The organism is Stenotrophomonas sp. YJH_SMC_82 (assembly GCF_059368875.1).
Window position 1 is genome coordinate 345,788 of sequence record NZ_JCAFSE010000001.1, and the last position, 19,926, is coordinate 365,713.

Below are 19,926 nucleotides of genomic sequence, written 5' to 3' on the forward strand. Positions count from 1 at the left end.
GTCAGAGCACCGCGTTGTGGAAGTCGAAGTTCAGGTCGCTGCCGGCCGACTGCACCATGTTGCCCTGGATGTAGTCGACGCCGCCTACCCACATCGCCGCTGCAGCCTGCGGATCCTCGATCTGCTGGCCGATGATCTGCAGTCCGGCGGCATGGGCCTGTTCGATCGTCTTGCGCAGCGCCTCGCGCGTGGCCGGATTGGAATGGCTGCTGGAGAAGCGCGCAGCCATGCGCACGAACGACAGCGGCAGCTGGGTCAGCAGTGCATCGGCCTCGCCGCTGGGTTCGAACTGGCTCAGGCAGAAGCGCACCCCTGCGCTGGCCATGCGCTGGCAGAACTGCTGCAGCGGCACGGTGTGGATCAGTGCGTCGGGCAGGCGCACGTCGATCACCAGCGCACTGCCAGGCAGGTCACGCTGCTGCAGTGATTCCAGCAGCCAGTCGGCGAAGGCATCGCGCTGCAGGGTGCGCAGCGACTGCGAGACGAACAGGCTCAGCGGCTGCGTTGCGTGCCGGTACAGATCCAGCAGGCCCAGTGCGTGGTCCATCACCTGCTGGTCGAGGTCGGCGATGCGCCCGGCGGCTTCCGCGGCGGGGATCACCTGGCCGGCCGCCAGCACCGTGCCATCGGCCTGGCGCAGGCGCAGCAGCAACTGGTATTGCGCGGTGTTGCCGCCTGCCACGGCGACGATCGGCTGGTAGGCCAGTTCCAGCTGGCCCTCCAGCAGCGCCAGGTGTTCCTGTTCGGTGACCGCCTGGCGATGCACATGGCCCGCCACGCCGGCGCTGAGCAGGCGCGCCTGCAGGGTGGTGCGCTCAACCGCTTCCAGCGCACTGCTGGCATCCTCGAAGCCCGGCGACAGCGGCGCATAGCCGACCACGCCGCGCAGATGCACGGATTCGTCGTCGCGGATCACGAAGGCGCGGGCCGACAGCTGCTCGCGCAGGCTCGCGGCGATGCCTTCGAGGGCGTCCTCGTCGGCGTTGCGGGCCAGCAGCAGGAAGCTGTTGTCGTTCAGCCGCGCCAGCAGGTGCGGATGGCCGGCTTCGGCCAGGCGCTGCCCGGCCTGCACCATCAGCCGTTCAAACGCGGCATAGCCATAGCGTTCGCGCAGGCCCAGCGCACTGGCCACTTCGATGAAGAACACGCCGCCCCGGTCGCGGTGGGCGAGTGCGGTGTTGAGCTGCTGCAGCACATGGTGGCGCGTCGGCAGGCCGGTTTCCGGATTGCTGGTGGCCGGTGCGCCGGTGGCGCCCGGCAGGGTCGCGGCCTGGGCACGCGCGCGGCGGATGCGGTTGGCCACCGCTGCGATCAGGTGGCGCGGCCGGATCGGCTTGCTCAGGTAGTCGTCGGCGCCGCTGTCGAGCACTTCGAACTGGCGCTCTGGATCCGGATCGCCGCTGAGGAACACGATCGGCAGCAGCTGCAGGCCGGGCTGCTGGCGGATCAGCGCGGTCAGGCGCATGCCGTCCAGCCCGGGCAGGTGCAGATCCATCAGGATCAGGTCGGGGCGGTGCTCCTTGATCGCCTGCAGCGCGGCATCGGCATCGCTGTGCACGATCGCCTGCATGCCGGCGCCGTGCAGCACGCTCTGCGCGAACAGCGCCTGGGCGCGATCGTCTTCAACGATCAGCACGCGGTAGGGCGAGTCCGAGGGCGGCGGGGCCAGATCGTTGTTGCCGGCTTCGGCCAGCGCGATCGGGCCGGGCAGCGGCGGCGGTGCGCTGTTGACCGGCGCCGGGGTATCGGTCGCGATGGGCGGCGGGGTCGCAACCGCCGGTGCGGCCACAGCGGGGCCTGCCGCCTCGGGCGCCCAGCGCTGCCAATGATCGGCCGGAGGGGTTTCAGCGCGTCCCGGGCGGGCGCCCGCGGGGGATTCGTTTGCGGCCATCGGTGCTCCTGGTGTTCGCGTCCATTATGCGACAAGCCCGGTGCTCAACCGGTACTGCTGTGCCCCGGCGGTGCTGCCGATGCACCGCGCGCCAGCCAGCGCACGCCCTTCCACAGCGCGCGCCAGACCAGCCACACCAGCAGCGCGCCGGCCAGGCTGCAGGCCAGCACCACCACCAGCGCGATCCACGGGTGTGCCAGGGCCAGCGCCAGGCCACCGACTACCACGGTGTCCTCGGCGGCGGAGGCGACCCAGTTGCTGGCCGGTTCCGGCGAGGTATTGAGCAGCGCGCGGGTACCGGCCTTCAGGCCGTGGCTGGCGAGGGCGACGCCGGCACCGGCGGCGAGTGCGCCGGCGCCGAGCTGACCGTCCGGCGACAGGGTAGCCGCTGCGAGGAACGCGCCGGCCGGCACGCGTGCGAGCGTCTGCACCAGGTCCCAGACCGAGTCCACGCCGGGAATCTTGTCGGCGAAGAACTCGGCGATGGCCAGCGCCGCCGACGTGCCCAGCACCCACCAGGATTCGGTGGCCTGCAGAGCGGGCGGCAGGTCGACCCAGCCGAGCAGGCCGGCAAGGCCGACGCCGAACACGGTGAGGTAGACGCGGATGCCGGCCAGCCAGGCCAGCAGGATGCCGATCACGAACAGGTGGGCTTCGGTCATGGCGATGCTCCGGCGACGGAACTGTGCAGGGGACCACACTATCGACGATGGCATGCCTGAACGCCACAGACCGTGGCCGGCCACGGCGCAGGAAACCCACCCGTCCTGTCATACACTAGCCCGTCGTTTGCCACAGGGGCCGTACCGGTGTCGCCCTCGCGATACCCCGGAAACCACCCATGACCAACCGTCCTCCCATGCGCGTGCAGGTACGCCTGCCCGGCGCGCCGCAACCGCCGGCCGACCGTCGCCGCCTGCTGGTGATCGGCGGCATCTGGCTGCTCAGCCTGGTGCTGGCGGTGCTGGGTGGCTGCTGGATGGCCACGCCACGCGATGCCCAGGGCCAGCGCCTGCAGGCTGCCGAGAAGCGCGCCGAGACGCTGCAGGCGCAGCTGACCGAGCTGCGCCAGAAGCAGGCCACGCTGGAAGCCTCCGACCGCATCAGCCGCGCCGCCAATACCGAGGTGCAGTCCTCGCTGGCCGAGCGCGATGAGGAAATCGCCGGCCTGCGTGCCGACGTTGCCTTCTATGAGCGCCTGGTGGGTTCGACCAGCCAGCGCAAGGGCCTGAACACCCACTCGATCGAGTTCAGCCCGGAAGCGGCCGGCACCTGGCAGTACACCGCCGTGCTGACCCAGAACCTCAACCGCGGCGCCATCAGCCAGGGGCAGATGCGCTTCACCGTGGAAGGCGTGAAGAACGGCAAGCTGGCCACGATCAGCTGGGATGATCTGCACCAGCGCAGCAAGGTGCCGGGACAGGATTACTCGTTCCGGTACTTCCAGCAGCTCACCGGCAGCGTGATGCTGCCGGCTGACTTCACCCCGCAACGCGTGCGGGTGACATTGGGGAGTGGTACGGGGGGTACCACCCAGGTATTCGACTGGAAACAGGCCGGTGCGCCGGCCAGCAAAGGGGAGTAGGCAGATGTTCGGAAGCAGCAAATCCAACCGTGAAGGCCAGCTGGTGGTGGATGCCCTGATCGGCAACCAGGTGGTGATCCGCGGTGATGTGGAATTCAGTGGTGGCCTGTACGTGGAAGGTCGCATCCACGGCAAGGTGATCGCCACCGAAGGCGCCAGCGGCGCGACCCTGACGGTCGCCGAGCATGGCGTGATCGAGGGTGAGATCCGGGCCCAGGTGGTGGTCATCAGTGGCCGTCTGGACGGCGATGTACACGCCACCGAGAAGGTCGAGCTGACCCCCAGCGCACGGGTCAATGGCAACGTCCATTACCAGGTGGTGGAGATGAATGCGGGCGCCCAGCTGAACGGCCGCCTGATCCATGCCAGCGCCCCGATGGCGGCCCTGCCGGCGCCGGAAGGCGATGAGGCCAATGGCGGCAAGGGCGACACCGCCGCACGCCGCAAGCTGGCCGAGGCGATGGCTTGAAAGCCATCCCCGGCACCCCCATGCTGGCACCATGAGCACGCTAGTCTCCCTGCCCGGCGCCACCCCGGTTGCCGCGCCCGATTACCAATCGCTGGAGCGCCCGCTGAACTTCACCGAGTCGGCGGCCGCCAAGGTCAAATCCCTGATCCAGGAAGAGGGCAACCCCGACCTGGCCCTGCGTGTGTACATCGAGGGCGGCGGCTGTTCGGGCTTCCAGTACGGGTTCGAGTTCGACGAGAACCGTGCCGAGGATGACCTGGCGGTACAGACCAGCGGGGTGACCCTGCTGGTCGACCCGCTGAGCCTGCAGTACCTGATGGGCGCCGAGGTGGACTACACCGAGAGCCTGACCGGTGCCCAGTTCGTGATCCGCAACCCGAACGCAAAGACCACCTGCGGCTGCGGCAGCAGCTTCAGCATGTAAGAGGCCTGTGGCCGGAATGTGCCAACCAGGGTTGGCACCTGCCAGAGCGGGTAGATCCACGCCATGCGTGGATGATCCTTCCTGCATCCACAACGGCAGATTGCGCACAGCGCCGACCTTGCCACCCGCATCGATTGGCGGCACGCTTGCAGGATGCCCAATACTCCTTCGCCGCTTTCCGGTTTCGCCTTCGTGGGTGAACCGCTGGAGCGCGCCGATGCCCTGCGCGAAGATGCCGATGCACTGGCGCGCCTGTGGCCGGGCGCGCGCATCCTCGTGCTCGATCAGGACGGCAGCGCCTTCACCGGCGATGACGATCAGCCACTGGCGCTGACCGGCGCCGACATCGGCGGCGGCCCGGGTGCCGCGATCTTCCTCGGCCTGCGCGGAGAGCAGGCGTGGTTCTCGGTTGAAGCCACCAACGTCACCATCAGCGCACCACGCCGGCTTGATCTGCGCCAGGCCGCGCTGCTGTGGTCGATGGCCGATGCGACCGCCTTCAGCTATGCCCGCGGCATGTCGTACTGGCACTCGCGCACCCGCTTCTGCGGCGTGTGCGGCGGCGCCGTGGCGTTTGCCCGTGGTGGCTTCGTCGGCCGCTGCGGGCAGTGTTCCACCGAACACTACCCGCGTGTCGACCCGGCGGTGATCGTCGCCGTGGAAAACCAGGGCCGGCTGCTGCTGGGCCGGCAGTCGAACTGGGCCCCGCGTCGCTACTCGGTGCTGGCCGGCTTCGTCGAACCCGGCGAGACCTTCGAGCAGACCGTGGTGCGCGAAGTCCATGAAGAGAGCAAGGTGCGGGTGACGGCCTGCCAGTACCTCGGTTCGCAGCCCTGGCCGTTCCCGGGTGCGCTGATGGTTGGCTTCCGCGCACAGGCGCAGGATGACCTGCCGACCGTGGACGGTGAGCTGGAAGACGCGCGCTGGTTCAGTGCCGACGAGGTCGGCGCGGCACTGGCGCGCGACGTGGAGGACGATGGCCAGGGTATCCGCCTGTCGCCGCCGATCTCGATTTCGCGCGGCCTGATCGAGCATTGGTACCGGCAGCAGAAGGGCTGAGCCGGGCCGGCTGGGGCGATTGCATTGCCGCCACCTGAACACGGCCCGGGTTACAGTGCGGGTCATCGCGGAGGGCGCCGCTGCGACAGGTAAGGTAGCGGCGCCGAGCGTTCTGTTTCGTAGGGAGACCTGCCATGTTCACCACTCTGGCCGCCGTGCTGGTGGCACTGGCCCTGGGCCATGTTGCTCCGGCCGCTGCTGCCTCGCTGCGCCGTTTCGACGGTTTCCGGCGTTGGCTGGGCTGGCTGGATGCGCGTGGTGGCAAGGCCTGGCAGGGACCGGCCGGCGTTGCCTTGGCACTGCTGCCGCCGCTGTTGCTGATGGTGCTGCTGGCGTGGCTGTTGCGCGGGGTGCTGTTCGGCCTGCCGTCGCTGCTGCTGGGCGTGGCGGTGCTGGCCTGGTGCTGGGGCCCGCGTGACCTGGACCGCGATATCGAGGCCATTATCGATGCCGATGATGCGGCGACGCGGCAGGCTGCAGTGCGCAACCTGCAGTCGGCCGGCGGCAGCCTGCGCGAGGACATTCCGTCACTGGTCGAGGCGACGGTGCTCAACGCACTGCGGCGCTGGTTCGCGGTGCTGTTCTGGTTCCTGTTGCTGGGCCCGGCTGGCGCGCTCGGGTACCGGCTGCTGGCGCTGATGGCGGAGAGCCCGATGCGCGCACGCGTGCCGGTGGAGCCGCTGGCGCTGGCGCAGCGCCTGCTGGGCTGGATCGAGTGGCCGGTGGCGCAGCTGATGGCCTTCTCGATGGCGCTGGTGGGCAATTTCGATACGGCGTGGAAGGCCTGGCGCCAGGCCCATGGCGAACGCCTGGCCGGCAACATCGGGTTCCTTGGCGCGGTGGCGCGGGCCAGCGTCAACGCCGAGCTGCGTGAGGATGCGCACGATTACACCGAGGCAGGGTTGCTGCCGGTGTGGCAGCGGTTGCCGGACCTGCGTGATGCGATGAGCCTGGTGTGGCGGATGCTGCTGCTGTGGCTGGCGGTCCTCGCCCTGCTGGTGATTGCAGGCTGGGTGACGTAGTTGTTTTGCAGGGCTTGCAGCCCTGCACCTGCAGAGGCCAAAGCCAATGCCAGAGCCAAAGCGGCTCTGGATTGCTGAGGGTTGGGCGGGGCGGTGTGGGGCTGCAGGACACGCCGTAAACCCGTCCCTGGGGGCTCGATGGCGCCATCCATGGCGCCAACGGTCCTGCTGCCCCACACCGCCCCACCCCCGACAGTTTCCCGGTGACGGTGGGTCAACCGCGACTGCCGGTGGGTGTCGACCTTGGTCGACACGGTCGATCCACGCCATGCGTGGATACAGAGCGAAGCGATCCGCTTCCGCTTTTGATCTTCTCTTTCTTTTCCGTGGTGGACGCACACGGAAACTGTCCGTGGTCGGGCGGGATGGGTTTGCGGGGGTGTCCGCGGCATGGATGCCGCGGCCAAGCCTCCACGGACGGATTCACGGCGTCCCCCGCAAACCCATCCCGCCCGGCCAACCCCAGGGCTTCTGCCTTCAAACGCCGCCCACCACGAGGGGCTGCGGCCGTTGGCTGGAAACCTAGATCGGTGCCAGTGCAGTGAACGGCGCCCACGGCAGGTTGCGCAGCAGCGCATACCCGGGCAGCACCCAGAGCCAGAACGTTGGATTGGCCAGTACCCGCATGAGCGGGTCGAGCACGCGCGGCCGGATGCCGGCGACGTTCAGCAGCATCAGCAGCAGGAACGGCAGGCTGATGACCAGCAGCGGGTTCATCGCCATCGCGCCGGGCAGGTCGAAATGGACCAGTGAATACAGGCAGCGGGTGCTGCCACAGCCCGGGCAGTACAGGCCTGTCAGCGCGTACAGCGGGCAGCTCGGCAAAGGATTGCCGGCGACATACGGATTGACGTTGCGCAGCACCACCGCGGCACCGGCGGCCAGGCCGGTGGCGGCCAGCAGCGGTGCCCAGCGGGCGAATCGGGAGCGGGCGGGAAGTGCGGACATTGCAGCAACGGATCCGGCGCGGGCGCCGGATCCGTCCACGCGGATCAGTAGCCGCTGTTGTTCATTGCACCCATGCCGCCGACAGCGACGATCAGGATGCCGTACAGCACGCCGACCACGACGGCGGCGATGGCCGACCAGATCGCCCACTTCTTGGCCTTGGCGGCGGAGTCCTGGGCACCGGCGATGTCGCCAGCGGCCAGCTTGCCGTTGACCTGCGCGGCGTAGACGATCGACACGATGCCGGCCGGCAGGCAGCAGAACAGGGTGCTCAGGATGGCCCAGACCAGATTGTTCGGGACCTGCGGAGTGGCGGTGTTCATGGGTTCAAGCTCCTTGATGGGTGGTGGTGGTGAATCATTGGTCGGAAAGAGCGCCCAGTACGGCCAAGCCGCCGAACAGCCCGAACCACAACAGCAACAGGACCGGCAGGGCCACGGCCGAAGCCACCGCCCACCAGCCCGCCTTGCGCGACGCACTGTAGGCCCCCGGCAGGTCGCCGGCGGCGCGGCGGCCATCGACCTGGGAGGCATAGACGATCGACACCACGCCCAACGGCAGGCAGCAGAACAGCGTCGTCAGGATCGCCCAGACCAGATGGTTGGGGATGTAGACCGGACGGCTGAGCGGTGGCGGTTGATTCAAAGCAAGACTCCATTCCTTGGTGGCCGGCCATGATGAAACGGCCGAACCTCCCCCCTGTGGGTGCGTAATCTACCTCAACCCGCGCTGCATGTATGCGGTTACAGTCAGATACTGGCCGGTATGGCCCTTGATCTGACGCATCTGACGGACCTCTGCGATGCATCGGAGGGCGAGGATGGGGGCTTGTCGCTGGGACGGTCTACCCGTGTCCGTGCGGTCGATCAGGCGTGATCACCACGCAGGGCCCGCACCTGGGCCTCCAGCACCGGGGCGCTGGTGGTGCGGCCATCCACGGCCGGTGCCGCCACCACCTCGACCGTGGCGCGGAAACGACGCGGCACCCGCATGCGGCCAAGGCGGCTGTCGCGGCGGCTCCACATGCTCGACCACATGCCGCGCAGCGCCATCGGCACCACCGGCACCGGCCGCCGCTCGAGGATCTTCTCGACGCCGGACTTGAACGGCGCCATCTGCCCGTCGCGGGTCAGCGCGCCCTCGGGGAAGATGCAGACCAGTTCGCCTTCGGCCAGCGCCGCGTCGATCTCATCGAACGCACGCTGCATCAGCGCCGGGTCTTCGCGCGCCCCGGCAATCGGGATCGCCTTGGCGGTACGGAAGATCCAGCGCATCACCGGGATGTTGAAGATCCTGTAGTACATGACGAAGCGCACCGGGCGCGGGATGGTCGCCGACAGGATCAGCGCGTCCATGTAGCTGACGTGGTTGCAGACCAGCAGTGCGGCGCCTTCGTCCGGCACGTTGGCCTCGATGCCGTGCGGGCGCAGCCGGTACAGGGTGCGCACCATCAGCCAGCTGAGGAAGCGCATCAGGAATTCGGGGACGATGGTGAAGATGTAGATCGCCACCAGCGCGTTGGCGATGGCCAGCGCCAGGAACTGCTGCGGAATGGTCCAGTGCAGCAGCTTGTGGGCGGCCAGCGACAGGAGCGCCGCAGCGACGATGAAGCCCGAGTTCTGGATGTTCAGTGCGGCGAACACGCGCGACATCTGCGCCTTCGGCGTGCGGCTCTGGATCAGTGCGAACAGCGGCACCACGAAGATGCCGGTGAACAGGCCGATGCCGATCAGGTCGATGACGATGCGGATGCTGCCGGGCTGCTGCAGGAACGGCCCGATGGTCAGCCCGTGCACTGTCGCTTCGCCGCTGCGGGCGAAGTACAGGTCGAGCAGGAACGCGGTCATGCCGAACGCGCCCAGCGGTACCAGGCCGATTTCCACCGTACGTGCTGACAGCTTCTCGCACAGCAGCGAGCCGACGCCGGTGCCCACCGAGAACAGGGCCAGCGCGAAGATGTACAGGGTCGGCTGGCCGCCCAGGTTGGTCACCGCATAGGCCGGCAACTGCGAGGTCAGCACGGTGCCGACGAACCAGAACCAGGACACGCCCAGGATCGAGTTGCGTACGGCTTTCTGCTGGCGCGCCATGCGCAGCACCGCCAGCGATTCCGGCAACGGGTTCCAGTTGATCTTCAGATTCGGGTCGCCGGCATCGACCTTGGGAATCAGGCGGGCGGCAATGTTGCCGCAGATCGCCAGGGCGATGATCGCGCACGCGGCCACCACCGTGCCGTGGCTGCCAGCCACGGTGAACACCAGGCCGCCGACGATCATGCCGGAGAGGATCGACATCGAGGTGCCCATCTCGACCAGGCCGTTGCCGCCGGTCAGCTCTTCGGGCCTGAGCACCGACGGCAGCACCGAATACTTCACCGGGCCGAACAGGGTGGACTGCATGCCGGTGCAGAACAGCGCGACCAGCAGCACCGGCAGGCTCTGGGTGAGGAAGCCGGTGGCCGCCAGCGACATGATCACGATCTCCATGGTGGTGGTGATCACGATCAGTCGCGATTTTTCCAGTTTGTCGGCGATCTGCCCGGCCAGCGCCGAGAACAGGAAATATGGCAGGATGAAGATGGCCGGTGCCAGGGTGGCGTACAACCCCAGTTCTTCCTCCGGCACAGCCATGAACAGCAACATGCTGATGATCGCCTGCCGGTACACGTTGTCGTTGAACGCGCCGAGCGCCTGGACCACGAAGAACGGCAGGAAACGGCGCTGGCGCAGCAGGGCGAACTGGTTGTGACCGGACATGGAACCTCCTTGACCGGCGCAGCCTAGCATTCCTTCCCCTCTGCTGTGGGTGCGGACCGTTGGTCCGCACACCTGCCAGCACTCTCAGACGATATCGTCGACCACGCCGCCATCCACGCGCAGCGCCGCACCCGAGGTTGCCGAGGCCTGCGGCGAGGCCAGGTACACCACCATGTTGGCCACTTCCTCGACCGTGGCGGTGCGCTGGATCACCGAGGACGGCCGGTGCGCCATCACGAACTCACGGCCGATCTGCTCCAGCGGCTTGCCGCTGCGCTGGCGTTCATCCTCGAACATCGCCGCAAAACCATCGGAGAGGGTCGGGCCGGGCAGCACCGCGTTGACGGTGACGCCACTGCCGGCCACGCGCTTGGCCAGGCCGCGCGACAACGACAGCTGCGCGGTCTTGCTGACCCCGTAATGGATCATGTCGGCGGGAATGTTGCGCGCTGATTCGGAGGAAATGAACAGCACGCGGCCCCAGCCGGCATCGACCATTGCCGGTAGCAGCGCACGCGACAGGCGCACGCCGGACATCACGTTGGTCTGCCAGTAGCGCTCCCAGGTCGCGTCATCGGTCTCGAAGAAGTCCTGTGGGCCGAAGATGCCGGCGTTGTTGACCAGGATGTCGACCTTGGGCAGGCCGGCCAACAGTGTTTCGACACCGGCTGCATCAGAGAGATCGGCGGCGACGCCGAGCACGTCGGCTCCCGGCACGGTGGCGAGCAGGTGCCGGCGGGCGCGCTCGACGCTGTCGGTGCTGCGGCCATTGAGAATGACTCGCGCACCAGCGCTGGCCAGTCCTTGGGCGATGGCCCGGCCGATGCCGGCGGTGGAGGCGGTGACCAGCGCGGTGCGGCCACTGAGCTCGATTTTCATGGCGATAGTCCGGAGCGGGGGGAATTGCCCAGTATCCGCGCGGCCGCGTGATCGAACCGCAGCGCCACGCGCAACGCGCCGTTGCACACGGCGCAATTGACCCATGCCACGCGTGGGTGGGATCTCCGATCAGCGATGAGGAGTCAGGTCAGGCTGGTCACCGCTTCATTGGCCGCTGCCCGCACCTTCGGCAGCATCCGCAGTACCAGCGCCATCTGCGTGCGGATCAGCTGCAGTTTCGGCGGCATCGCCTCGTCGATCTGCTCCAGCTCGGCGGCCACCGCGCGGTCGGCGTCGTTGTCATCGTCGGCGACCGGTTGCCGTGCGGTCAGCGCCGAGGCCAGTTGCTGCAGTGCCTTGCGCACGCGCTCGCCGGCCGCCAATGCCAGCGGGTCGCCCGCATAGCTGTCCACCTGGTCGCGATGCGCGCCCAGCGCCGACAGGTGTCCCAGCAGTGTGTTGGACAGCGCCAGGAAGCGGAAGCCGGCATCCAGATTGCGGCGCACATGGCCGGGCTCACGCAGCATGTTCGACAGTGCGGTGGACAGCGCGGCATCGGCATTGTGCATGTCGCGCCGCGCGATGCGGTAGGCCAGGTCGTCGCGCATGCCGCTGCGGTACTGGTCCAGCACCGAATCCAGGTAGCGAGCCGCAGTGTCCAGCACGCGTGCCAGGACGAGATGCAGCTGCCGGCCCTGCCAGTCGGGCAGGACCAGGAACGCGGCCGCCGCTGCGATCGCGCAACCCAGCACCGTATCGACCATGCGCGGCACGATCAGCACGAAGCCGTCGCCGATCAGGTTGAAGCAGGTCAGTGCCATCACCGTGATCGCCGCCGACGCCACCAGGTAGCGGTCGGTGCGGGTGAAGAAGAACAGAAGTGCAGAGAGCAAGGCGATCAGCAGCTGCACGTGCAGCTGCGGGAACAGCTGCAGCAGCGCCCAGGTCAGCACCAGTCCGGCCAGGGTGCCGACGATGCGCTGGGCCAGGCGTTGGCGGGTGGCGCCGAAGTTGGGCCGGCACACGAACACGATGGTCAGCAGTACCCACGAACCGTTCTGCGCATTGAACAGGCGGATCGCTGCAAAGCCGACAATCAGCGCCAGCGCCATGCGCAGCCCATGCCGGAACAGCACCGAGCCGGGCGTAAGCTGCTGGCGGATGCGCACGCCCATCTCGCGCAGGGTGTGTGGGTTGCTGTCGCGCAGGCGGGTATCGACGTTGTCCAGGCTGGCTTCGGAGCGCTCGGCATCCAGCAGGCGCCGTTCGATGCTGCGCAGGTTGTGCACCAGCAGGTCCAGCGAGCCCAGCAGGCGCTGCCATTGCGGCCGCTGCTGGTCGCGCAGGTAGGCCAGCGCATCGGCCAGGTCGCGCCCGGCCTGCTGGTTGCCTTCGCCGTACACGAACGGACGGCGCAGCCGGATTGCCTCGCCCAGGCGGGCACAGGCCTGTCCCTGCAGGTCAAGCAGGCGCTGGCAGCGGTACAGCACGTCGCTGTGGAAGAACGCGTCCACCAGCGCGCCGTACGGGTAATGCGAGGAACTGGCGCGCTCGTGGAAATCCTGCGCCATGTAGTACAGGCGCAGGTAAAGGCCGGAGTTCACGCCGGGTCGGCCGGAGCGGCCGAAGCGGGCCAGGATCGCGGTCTTGGCCTCGTTCAGCGCGCCGACCACGCGGCGGTTCTGTTCGGCCAGGTCGAGCTGGCGACGTTGCAGGTCGGCTTCGCGCACCGGCTCGAACAGCGCGGCCTTCAGCTGCAGGTAGCGGCCCAGCTCAACGTACAGTCGCGCCACCCGCTCGCGGACCGGCCGGTTGGCGAACAGCGCGGTCCACAGGATCGACAGCAGGCCGTACCAGACCGCACCGGCCAGCAGGTGGCTGACCGCTTCCAGCGCACTGTGCAGGTCGCTGGCACCGTGCTGTTCCAGGCCGATCATGGTGTAGATCGCCAGCGTCACCGTGGCCTGGGCAATGGACGCATAGCGCTCGCCGAGCGCGCCGAGCAGGGTCAGGCCGAAGGTGGACAGCGCCAGCGCGCCGATGAAGATCCACGGCCACGGGAACAGCCAGATGACCGATGCTGCGGCGATGCAGAAGCACAACAGCGACAGCGCCACCGCCTTGGTCCGGCCCCACCAGTTGTCATCGGTTTCGGCGATGGCACTGGCGATGATGCCGAGGAACACGCCGGGCAAGGCGGTCAGCGCATCCAGCTGCCAGCACACCGCCAGCGCCGCGGTCAGGGCGATGAACACCCGCAGGCCGTAACTGGCCTTCTCGTGGGCCCACAGGCGGCTGAGGCGGGATTGTCGGGCGGACATGCAGGCTCGGCGGAAGGGTCTCCGACCATTATTGCGGGTGTGGGGTGAAGGGGACAGCCCGCGCAGGAATCCGGTAGTGCCGGCCGCTGGCCGGCAGATTTGCGGTACGGAGAAAGCCGGCCAGCGGCCGGCTCTACCCATAGATCCACGCCGCGCGTGGATGGGCCCTTCTACGCCCGCTGCGCGCGCTTGAGCAGCTTGGCTTCGCGCCTGCGTGCGCGGCGTGCGCGCCAACGCTCGGCCAGGCACGAGAAGATCACGTACAGCGCCGGCGTGCTGAGAAGGGTCAGGCTCTGCGAGAACAGCAGGCCGCCGATCATCGCGATGCCCAGCGGGCGGCGCAGCTCGGACCCTTCACCCAGGCCGATCGCCAGCGGCACGGCGGCCAGGATCGCGACCATCGTGGTCATCATGATCGGGCGGAAGCGCACGATGCTGGCCTCGCGTGCGGCGTCGCGCGGCGCCAGCCCATGCTCGCGCTGCGCCACCAGGGCGAAGTCGATCATCATGATCGCGTTCTTCTTGACGATGCCGATCAGCAGAACCAGCGCGATCATCGAGATCACCGACAGTTCGGTGTTGGTGCCGAACAACGCCAGCAGCGCACCGACGCCCGCCGCCGGCAGCGTGGACAGGATGGTGACCGGGTGGATCAGGCTCTCGTAGAGCATGCCCAGCACCAGGTAGACGGTCAGGATCGCGGCAAACACCAGGATCAGCATGTCGCTGGGATCTGAATTGAAGCCGAAGCCCGCATCGTCGGCCAGGCGGATGTCGCCAGGCATGCGCATGCCGGCGACGGTGGCATCGATGATCGCCTTGGCCTCACCCATGCTCACGTTCGGAGCCAGGTTGTAGCTGAGGTCCATCGTCGTGTACTGGTTCTCGTGGGTGATCTGCGAGGGGGCCAGGCCGGGCATCTGCGTGGCCACCGCGGTGATCGGCACCATGTCGCCGTTGCGCGCACGCACGTACACCTCATCCAGCGCCGCCGGGGTGGCGGTCTGCGAGGGCAGGGCGTTGACCACCACGCTGTACTGGTTGATGTCCGAATAGATGGTGGAGATCTGGCGCTGGCCGAACGCACCGTACAGCGCGCCGTCGATGGCGCCGACAGTGATGCCCAGGCGCGCGGCCTTGGCGCGGTCGATCTGGATGTTCTGGCGCAGTCCGGCATTGTCCACGTCGGTGCCGACGTCACGCAGCTTCGGGTTCTTCTTCAGTTCCGCCTGCAGCTTGGGCAGCCATTCCTGCAAAGCAGCCAGGTCGTTGCCCTGCAGGGAAATGCGGTACTGCGCGCCCTGGCTGGAACCGCCGCCATCGTTGCTGGGCAGGTCCTGGATCGCGCGCAGGCGCAACTGCAGGTCGGGGTAGCGATCGGCCTTGGCACTGAGTCGCGCCAACGCATGTGCGGTGGTTTCGCGGCGACCGTCGCTGCGTGACTTCAGCTCGATGTTGAACTGTGCACTGGAGCCCTGACGGCCGCTGCCGAGGCGCACACCCACGGTTTTCACTGCCGGGTCGGCCATCAGCATGTCGGTGATGCGACGCTGGCGGGCGACCATGTCCTCGAAGGAGACGGTGGCGCTGGAATTGGCGCGGCCCCAGATCAGGCCGGTGTCCTGCGGCGGGAACGCGCCCTTCTTCACCGCCCCGAACAGGAAGATGGTGACGCCGATCAGGATCAGCGGCGTCAGCGACAGCAGCAGCGCGTGGCGCAGCGAGAAGTCCAGGAACACGGTGTAGATGCGCAGCATGCGCTCGTGGCCGGCATCCAGCCAGCGTCCGAAGCGCGACGGCGGCGCGCTGTGGTCATGGGCGCTGAGGAAGCGGCTGCACAGCGCCGGGGTCAACGTCAGCGAAACGATCATCGAGACCACGATGGCCGCCACCAGGGTGACGGTGAACTCGCGGAAGAACGCGCCCATCATGCCGCTGGCGAACAGCAGCGGGATGAACACCGCGACCAGCGAGGCGGTGATCGAGACGATGGTGAAGCCGATCTCGCGCGCACCGGTCAGCGCCGCCTGCATGCGCGGCATGCCCTCATCGAGGTGGCGCATGATGTTCTCGATCACCACGATCGCATCGTCCACGACGAAGCCGATCGCGATCACCAGCGCCAGCAGGCTCAGGTTGTTCAGGGTGAAGCCCATCACGTACATCACCAACGCGGCACCGGCCAGCGACAGCGGTACGGTCACTGCGGCGATCAGCGTCGGTGCCAGCCGGCGCAGGAACAGCGCCATGGTCAGCACCACCATCGCCAGGCTGATCAGCAACGTGATCTGCACTTCATGCAGCGACGAGCGGATGGTCGGCGTACGGTCGAAGTACGGCGTCATCGTGGTGCCGGGCTGCAGGTAGTCGCGCAGGGTCGGGATCTGCGCCTTGACCCGGTCCACGGTCTCCACGATGTTGGCGCCGGCACGGGTGAACACGTACATCACCACCGCCGGCTTGTGGTCGAACCACGCGGCCTGGTAGGCATCCTGCTGGCCGTCGTAGACGTTGGCGATGTCCTTCAGGCGGATCACCCGGCCATCGCCCTGGGTCTTGACCACCAGATCGGCGAAGTCGGCCGCACGCGCCACCGAATCGTTGGCGATGATCGCGGTGGTGGTGTTGCCGTCGCTGAGGAAGCCGGTGGGCGAGGTCACGTTGGCCGCGCGCACCGCATTGCGCAGGTCATCGGCGGTCAGGCCCAGCGCGTTCATCAGGCGCAGGTTGACGTCCACGCGCACCGCTGGCGTCGACGCGCCGGCGATGTCGACCGAGGCAACGCCGCTGATCTGGCGGATGCGCTGCGCCAGCAGTGAATCGGCGACGTTGTACAGTTCGTCGGCCGACTGCGTCTGCGAGGTCAGCGCGATGGCGATCACCGGGTCATCGTTCGGGTTCGCCTTCTGGTACATCGGCGACCCCATGCCCGAGGGCAGGTCGGCCTGGGCCGAGTTGATCGCCGTCTGCACGTCCAGCGCGGCCGAATCGATGTTGTGGCCGCTCTGGAAGATCATGAACACCAGCGAGCTGCCTTCCGAGCTCGACGAGCGCATGCGGTCGATGCCCGGCAGCTGGCCGAGATGGCGTTCCAGCGGCGCGGTAACCGTGGAGGCCATGGTCGCCGCATCGGCGCCGGACTGGCTGGCATGCACGAAGATCACCGGGATCTCGATGTTCGGCAGTGCCGATACGCCCAGGCGCAGGTAGCAGATCAGGCCGACCATGAACAGGCCGATGGCCAGCAGCGCGGTGCCGATCGGGCGGCGGATGAAGGGGCCGGACAGGTTCATCGCGCGGCCCCCCGCAGCAGCGGGGCGTGGATCATGCCTGCGGCTCCTGCAGCGACCCGTCGCGCAACGCACGCTGCTCGCGGCGGCGGGCAAGCCACTCGGAGAAGCGCTCCATGTACAGGTAGATCACCGGCGTGGTGTACAGCGTGACCAGCTGCGACAGCAGCAGGCCGCCGACGATGGCGATGCCCAGCGGGCGGCGCAGCTCCGAGCCGATCCCGGTGCCCAGGGCCAGCGGCAGCGCGCCCAGCATGGCCGCGGCGGTGGTCATCATGATCGGGCGGAAGCGCAGCAGGCAGGCACGGCGGATTGCTTCGTGCGCGTTGGCACCGGCGCGGCGGGCCTCGATCGCGAAGTCCACCATCATGATGCCGTTCTTCTTGACGATGCCGATCAGCAGCACGATGCCGACGATGCCATCCACCGACAGGCTCAGGCCGCACAGCATCAGCGCCAGCAGCGCGCCGACGCCGGCCGGCGGGAGCGTGGAGATGATCGTGATCGGGTGGATGTAGCTCTCGTACAGCACGCCCAGCACGATGTAGATCACCACCAGCGAGGCCAGCAGCAGCCACACCACGTCCGTCTGGCTGCCAGTGAACTCGGCGGCCTTGCCGATGAACTCGGCATGCAGGTGGGTGGGCATGTCCAGGCTGTCCTTGGTCTCCTGGATTGCACGCACCGCTTCGGACAGCGAATAGCCCGGCGCCACGTTGAACGAGACCGTCACCGCCGGCAGCTGCTGCTGGTGGCTGACCACCAGTGGCGCGCTGCTCACCTTGCCTTCGGCCAGCGCCGACAGCGGGATGATGTTGCCGGCGCCGACGGTGATGCCGGTGTTCTGCGCGCCGATGCCGGTGGCGGTCGACGAGTTCGACGAGGTGACCTGGCCGAAGCTGGTGGCATTGGTGCCGGTCAGCGCGCCGGCGCCATTGGAGGCCACCGCCAGCTGCTCCATCAACGCGGTGCTGGTGCGGAACTCCGGCGCCACTTCCAGCACCACGCGATACTGGTTGAGCTCGGTGAAGATGGTGGAGATCTGGCGCTGGCCGAACGCATCGTAGAGCGTGTCGTCGATGGTCTGCATCGGCACGCCCAGCACGCTGGCCTTGTCGCGGTCGATGTTCAGCTCCAGGGCGCGGCCCTGGTTGGACAGGTTGTTGTCCACGTCAGCCAGTTCCGGGCGCTTGCGCAGCGCTTCGGTCAGGCGCGTGGCCTGGGTCGCCACCGTTGCCGAATCGACGTCCGACAGCGAGTACTGGTACTCGGTGGCGGCCACGCGGGTATCCAGGGTCACGTCCTGCACCGGCTTCAGGTACAGCGCCACGCCCGGGATTCCGGCCACCGCCTTCTGCAGGCGCGGCAGGATCTGCTCCAGGCCATCGCGCTGGCTGCGCTCCTTCAGCACGATCGACAGCTGGCCCTGGTTGAGCGTGGGGTTCATGCTGCCGGCACCGATGAACGCCGACACGCCGGTCACATCCGGGTCGTGGCGCAGTGCTTCGGCGACCTGCTTGGTGCGCTGTTCCATCTGCGGGAAGGCGATGTTCTGGTCGGCCTGCACCACGCCGGTGATCAGGCCGGTGTCCTGTTCGGGCAGCAGGCCCTTGGGAATCAGCACATACAGCAGCACGGTCAGCACCAGTGCACCACCGGCCACGGCCAGGGTCAGGCGCTGGTGGCCCAGCACCCAGTCCAGGCTGTGCTCGTACAGGCCGACGGTGCGTGTCCACAGGTTCTGCTTGCCGGCCGCTGCCGCGCGCTCATGCGCGTCTTCGCCCTCGGGCAGGGCGTCGGGCTTGAGCAGGTAGGCACACATCATCGGGGTGAGCGTCAGCGAGATCAGCATCGACAGCACCACCGCGATGCTCAGCACCCACGCGAACTCGTGGAACAGGCGTCCGGTGACGCCGGGCATCAGCAGCAGCGGCAGGAACACCGCCACCAGCGAGACGGTCAGCGACAGCACGGTGAAGCCGATCTGGCGCGCGCCGATCTCGGCCGCTTCCTTGCCACTCTTGCCCTGCTCGATGTAGCGCACGATGTTCTCGATCATCACGATCGCATCGTCGACCACGAAGCCGGTGGCCACCACCAGCGCCATCAGCGAGAGGTTGTCCAGCGACATGCCGGCGAACGCCATCACCGCGAAGGTGCCGGCCAGCGACAACGGCACTGCCACCGACGGGATGATCGTGGCCCACAACCGGCGCAGGAACACGAAGATCACCGCCACCACCAGGCCGATGGTGAGGATCAGGGTGAACTGCACTTCATGCACCGAGGCGCGGATGGTCTCGGTACGGTCGTTGAAGATCTCCAGGTGCACGTCGGCCGGCAGCACGCCCTGCAGCTGCGGCAGGATCGCGCGGATGCGCTCGACGGTCTGCACGATGTTGGCACCAGGCTGGCGCCGGACTTCCAGCAGCACCGCCGGCTTTCCATCGGCCCAGGCGGCCAGCTGGTCGTTCTCCACGCCATCGATCACCTCGGCCACGTCCGACAGCCGCACCGGGCGGCCGTTCTTGTAGCTGATGATCGTGTCGCGGTACTCGGCGGCGCTGGCCAGCTGGTCGTTGGTGCCGATGCTGTAGGACTGCGTCTTGCCGTTCAACGAGCCCTTGGGCGCATTGACGTTGGCCTGGGTCAGTGCGCTGCGCAGCTGCTCCAGGGTCAGGCCCATGTTCGACAGCTGCGCCGGATTGACCTGGATGCGCACGGCAGGGCGCACGTTGCCGGCGATCGACACCAGTCCCACGCCCTGCACCTGCGACAGGCGCTGGGCCAGGATCGAGTCGGCGTAATTGTTGACGTCGCGCAGCGGGCGCGTGTCGGAGGTCAGCTTCAGGGTGACGATGGCCGCGTCGGCCGGATTCACCCGGTTGTAGACCGGCTGGTAGGGAAGCGACGAGGGCAGGGTGGCCTGGCGGATCGCCGCCTGCACGTCCTGCGCGGCGATGTCGATGTCGCGGTCCATCGAGAACTGCAGGATGATCGTCGACAACCCGGCCGACGAGTCGGAGGTCATCAGCTCCAACCCGGAAATCTGCCCGAACTGGCGCTCCAGCGGGGTAGTGACCAGCGAAGCCATGGTGGTGGCGTTGGCACCGGGGTACTGGGTGGTGACCACCAGGCTGGGCGCATCGATTTCCGGCAGCGCCGACACCGGCAGCTTGCGGTAACCGAGGATGCCCAGCAGCAACAGGCCCGCCATCAACAGCGAGGTGGCGATCGGGCGGCGGATGAAGATCGTCGAAAAGCCCACGGACTGATCCTTGC

The 19,926-nt window shown here is 67.8% G+C and carries 15 protein-coding genes; 5 read left to right on the plus strand and 10 right to left on the minus strand.

Annotation, left to right across the window (positions count from 1 at the left end):
- Position 1 precedes the first annotated feature (1 nt).
- On the minus strand, positions 2 to 1,891 hold the full coding sequence (locus AC5P53_RS01575; protein WP_197604948.1) for an EAL domain-containing protein: 1,890 nt from the start codon (positions 1,889 to 1,891) through the stop codon (positions 2 to 4).
- A 44-nt stretch (positions 1,892 to 1,935) separates the two neighbouring features.
- Positions 1,936 to 2,553 (minus strand): DUF4126 domain-containing protein, encoded by a 618-nt coding sequence (locus AC5P53_RS01580; protein WP_014648657.1) that lies wholly within the window; start codon positions 2,551 to 2,553, stop codon positions 1,936 to 1,938.
- A 179-nt stretch (positions 2,554 to 2,732) separates the two neighbouring features.
- Here AC5P53_RS01580 and AC5P53_RS01585 point away from each other — a divergent pair, with 179 nt between their 5' ends.
- The 5 genes from AC5P53_RS01585 (at position 2,733) to ampE (ending at position 6,450) form a co-directional block, all read left to right on the plus strand.
- Positions 2,733 to 3,476 (plus strand): DUF6776 family protein, encoded by a 744-nt coding sequence (locus AC5P53_RS01585; protein WP_005411304.1) that lies wholly within the window; start codon positions 2,733 to 2,735, stop codon positions 3,474 to 3,476.
- 4 nt (positions 3,477 to 3,480) lie between these two features.
- Positions 3,481 to 3,945, plus strand: coding sequence for a bactofilin family protein (locus AC5P53_RS01590; protein ID WP_032956754.1), 465 nt, complete (start codon positions 3,481 to 3,483; stop codon positions 3,943 to 3,945).
- Between the two features lie 31 nt (positions 3,946 to 3,976).
- Entirely contained in the window at positions 3,977 to 4,369 is a 393-nt protein-coding gene (gene erpA, locus AC5P53_RS01595) for an iron-sulfur cluster insertion protein ErpA (RefSeq protein WP_005419789.1), read from the plus strand.
- Positions 4,370 to 4,522: 153 nt separating this feature from the next.
- Positions 4,523 to 5,428: an NAD(+) diphosphatase gene (gene nudC / locus AC5P53_RS01600; RefSeq protein WP_014648655.1), complete on the plus strand. Its 906-nt coding sequence runs from the start codon at positions 4,523 to 4,525 to the stop codon at positions 5,426 to 5,428.
- Positions 5,429 to 5,562: 134 nt separating this feature from the next.
- Complete coding sequence (gene ampE / locus AC5P53_RS01605; protein WP_014648654.1) at positions 5,563 to 6,450, plus strand: regulatory signaling modulator protein AmpE; 888 nt, start codon at positions 5,563 to 5,565, stop codon at positions 6,448 to 6,450.
- 522 nt (positions 6,451 to 6,972) lie between these two features.
- Here ampE and AC5P53_RS01610 read toward each other — a convergent pair.
- The 8 genes from AC5P53_RS01610 to AC5P53_RS01645 all read right to left on the minus strand — a co-directional run bounded on the left by AC5P53_RS01610 (position 6,973) and on the right by AC5P53_RS01645 (position 19,912).
- Positions 6,973 to 7,398: a DUF2752 domain-containing protein gene (locus AC5P53_RS01610; RefSeq protein ID WP_014038725.1), complete on the minus strand. Its 426-nt coding sequence runs from the start codon at positions 7,396 to 7,398 to the stop codon at positions 6,973 to 6,975.
- 44 nt (positions 7,399 to 7,442) lie between these two features.
- Positions 7,443 to 7,721 (minus strand): CD225/dispanin family protein, encoded by a 279-nt coding sequence (locus tag AC5P53_RS01615; protein WP_014648653.1) that lies wholly within the window; start codon positions 7,719 to 7,721, stop codon positions 7,443 to 7,445.
- A 34-nt stretch (positions 7,722 to 7,755) separates the two neighbouring features.
- A complete protein-coding gene (locus tag AC5P53_RS01620) occupies positions 7,756 to 8,043 on the minus strand; it encodes a CD225/dispanin family protein (RefSeq protein ID WP_005419784.1) in 288 nt (95 codons plus the stop codon).
- Between the two features lie 221 nt (positions 8,044 to 8,264).
- Positions 8,265 to 10,154 (minus strand): MFS transporter, encoded by a 1,890-nt coding sequence (locus AC5P53_RS01625; RefSeq protein WP_014648652.1) that lies wholly within the window; start codon positions 10,152 to 10,154, stop codon positions 8,265 to 8,267.
- 84 nt (positions 10,155 to 10,238) lie between these two features.
- The gene (locus AC5P53_RS01630; protein WP_014648651.1) at positions 10,239 to 11,033 is read right to left on the minus strand and encodes an SDR family NAD(P)-dependent oxidoreductase; all 795 of its coding nucleotides are present in this window, start codon (positions 11,031 to 11,033) and stop codon (positions 10,239 to 10,241) included.
- 143 nt (positions 11,034 to 11,176) lie between these two features.
- The gene (gene yccS / locus AC5P53_RS01635; protein ID WP_241887341.1) at positions 11,177 to 13,354 is read right to left on the minus strand and encodes a YccS family putative transporter; all 2,178 of its coding nucleotides are present in this window, start codon (positions 13,352 to 13,354) and stop codon (positions 11,177 to 11,179) included.
- A gap of 170 nt (positions 13,355 to 13,524) precedes the next feature.
- The gene (locus AC5P53_RS01640; RefSeq protein WP_049403847.1) at positions 13,525 to 16,647 is read right to left on the minus strand and encodes an efflux RND transporter permease subunit; all 3,123 of its coding nucleotides are present in this window, start codon (positions 16,645 to 16,647) and stop codon (positions 13,525 to 13,527) included.
- A 31-nt stretch (positions 16,648 to 16,678) separates the two neighbouring features.
- Positions 16,679 to 19,912 carry an efflux RND transporter permease subunit gene (locus AC5P53_RS01645; RefSeq protein WP_046432840.1) on the minus strand — a complete coding sequence of 1,078 codons (3,234 nt, stop codon included), beginning with the start codon at positions 19,910 to 19,912 and terminating at the stop codon, positions 16,679 to 16,681.
- Between the last annotated feature and the right edge of the window lie 14 nt (positions 19,913 to 19,926).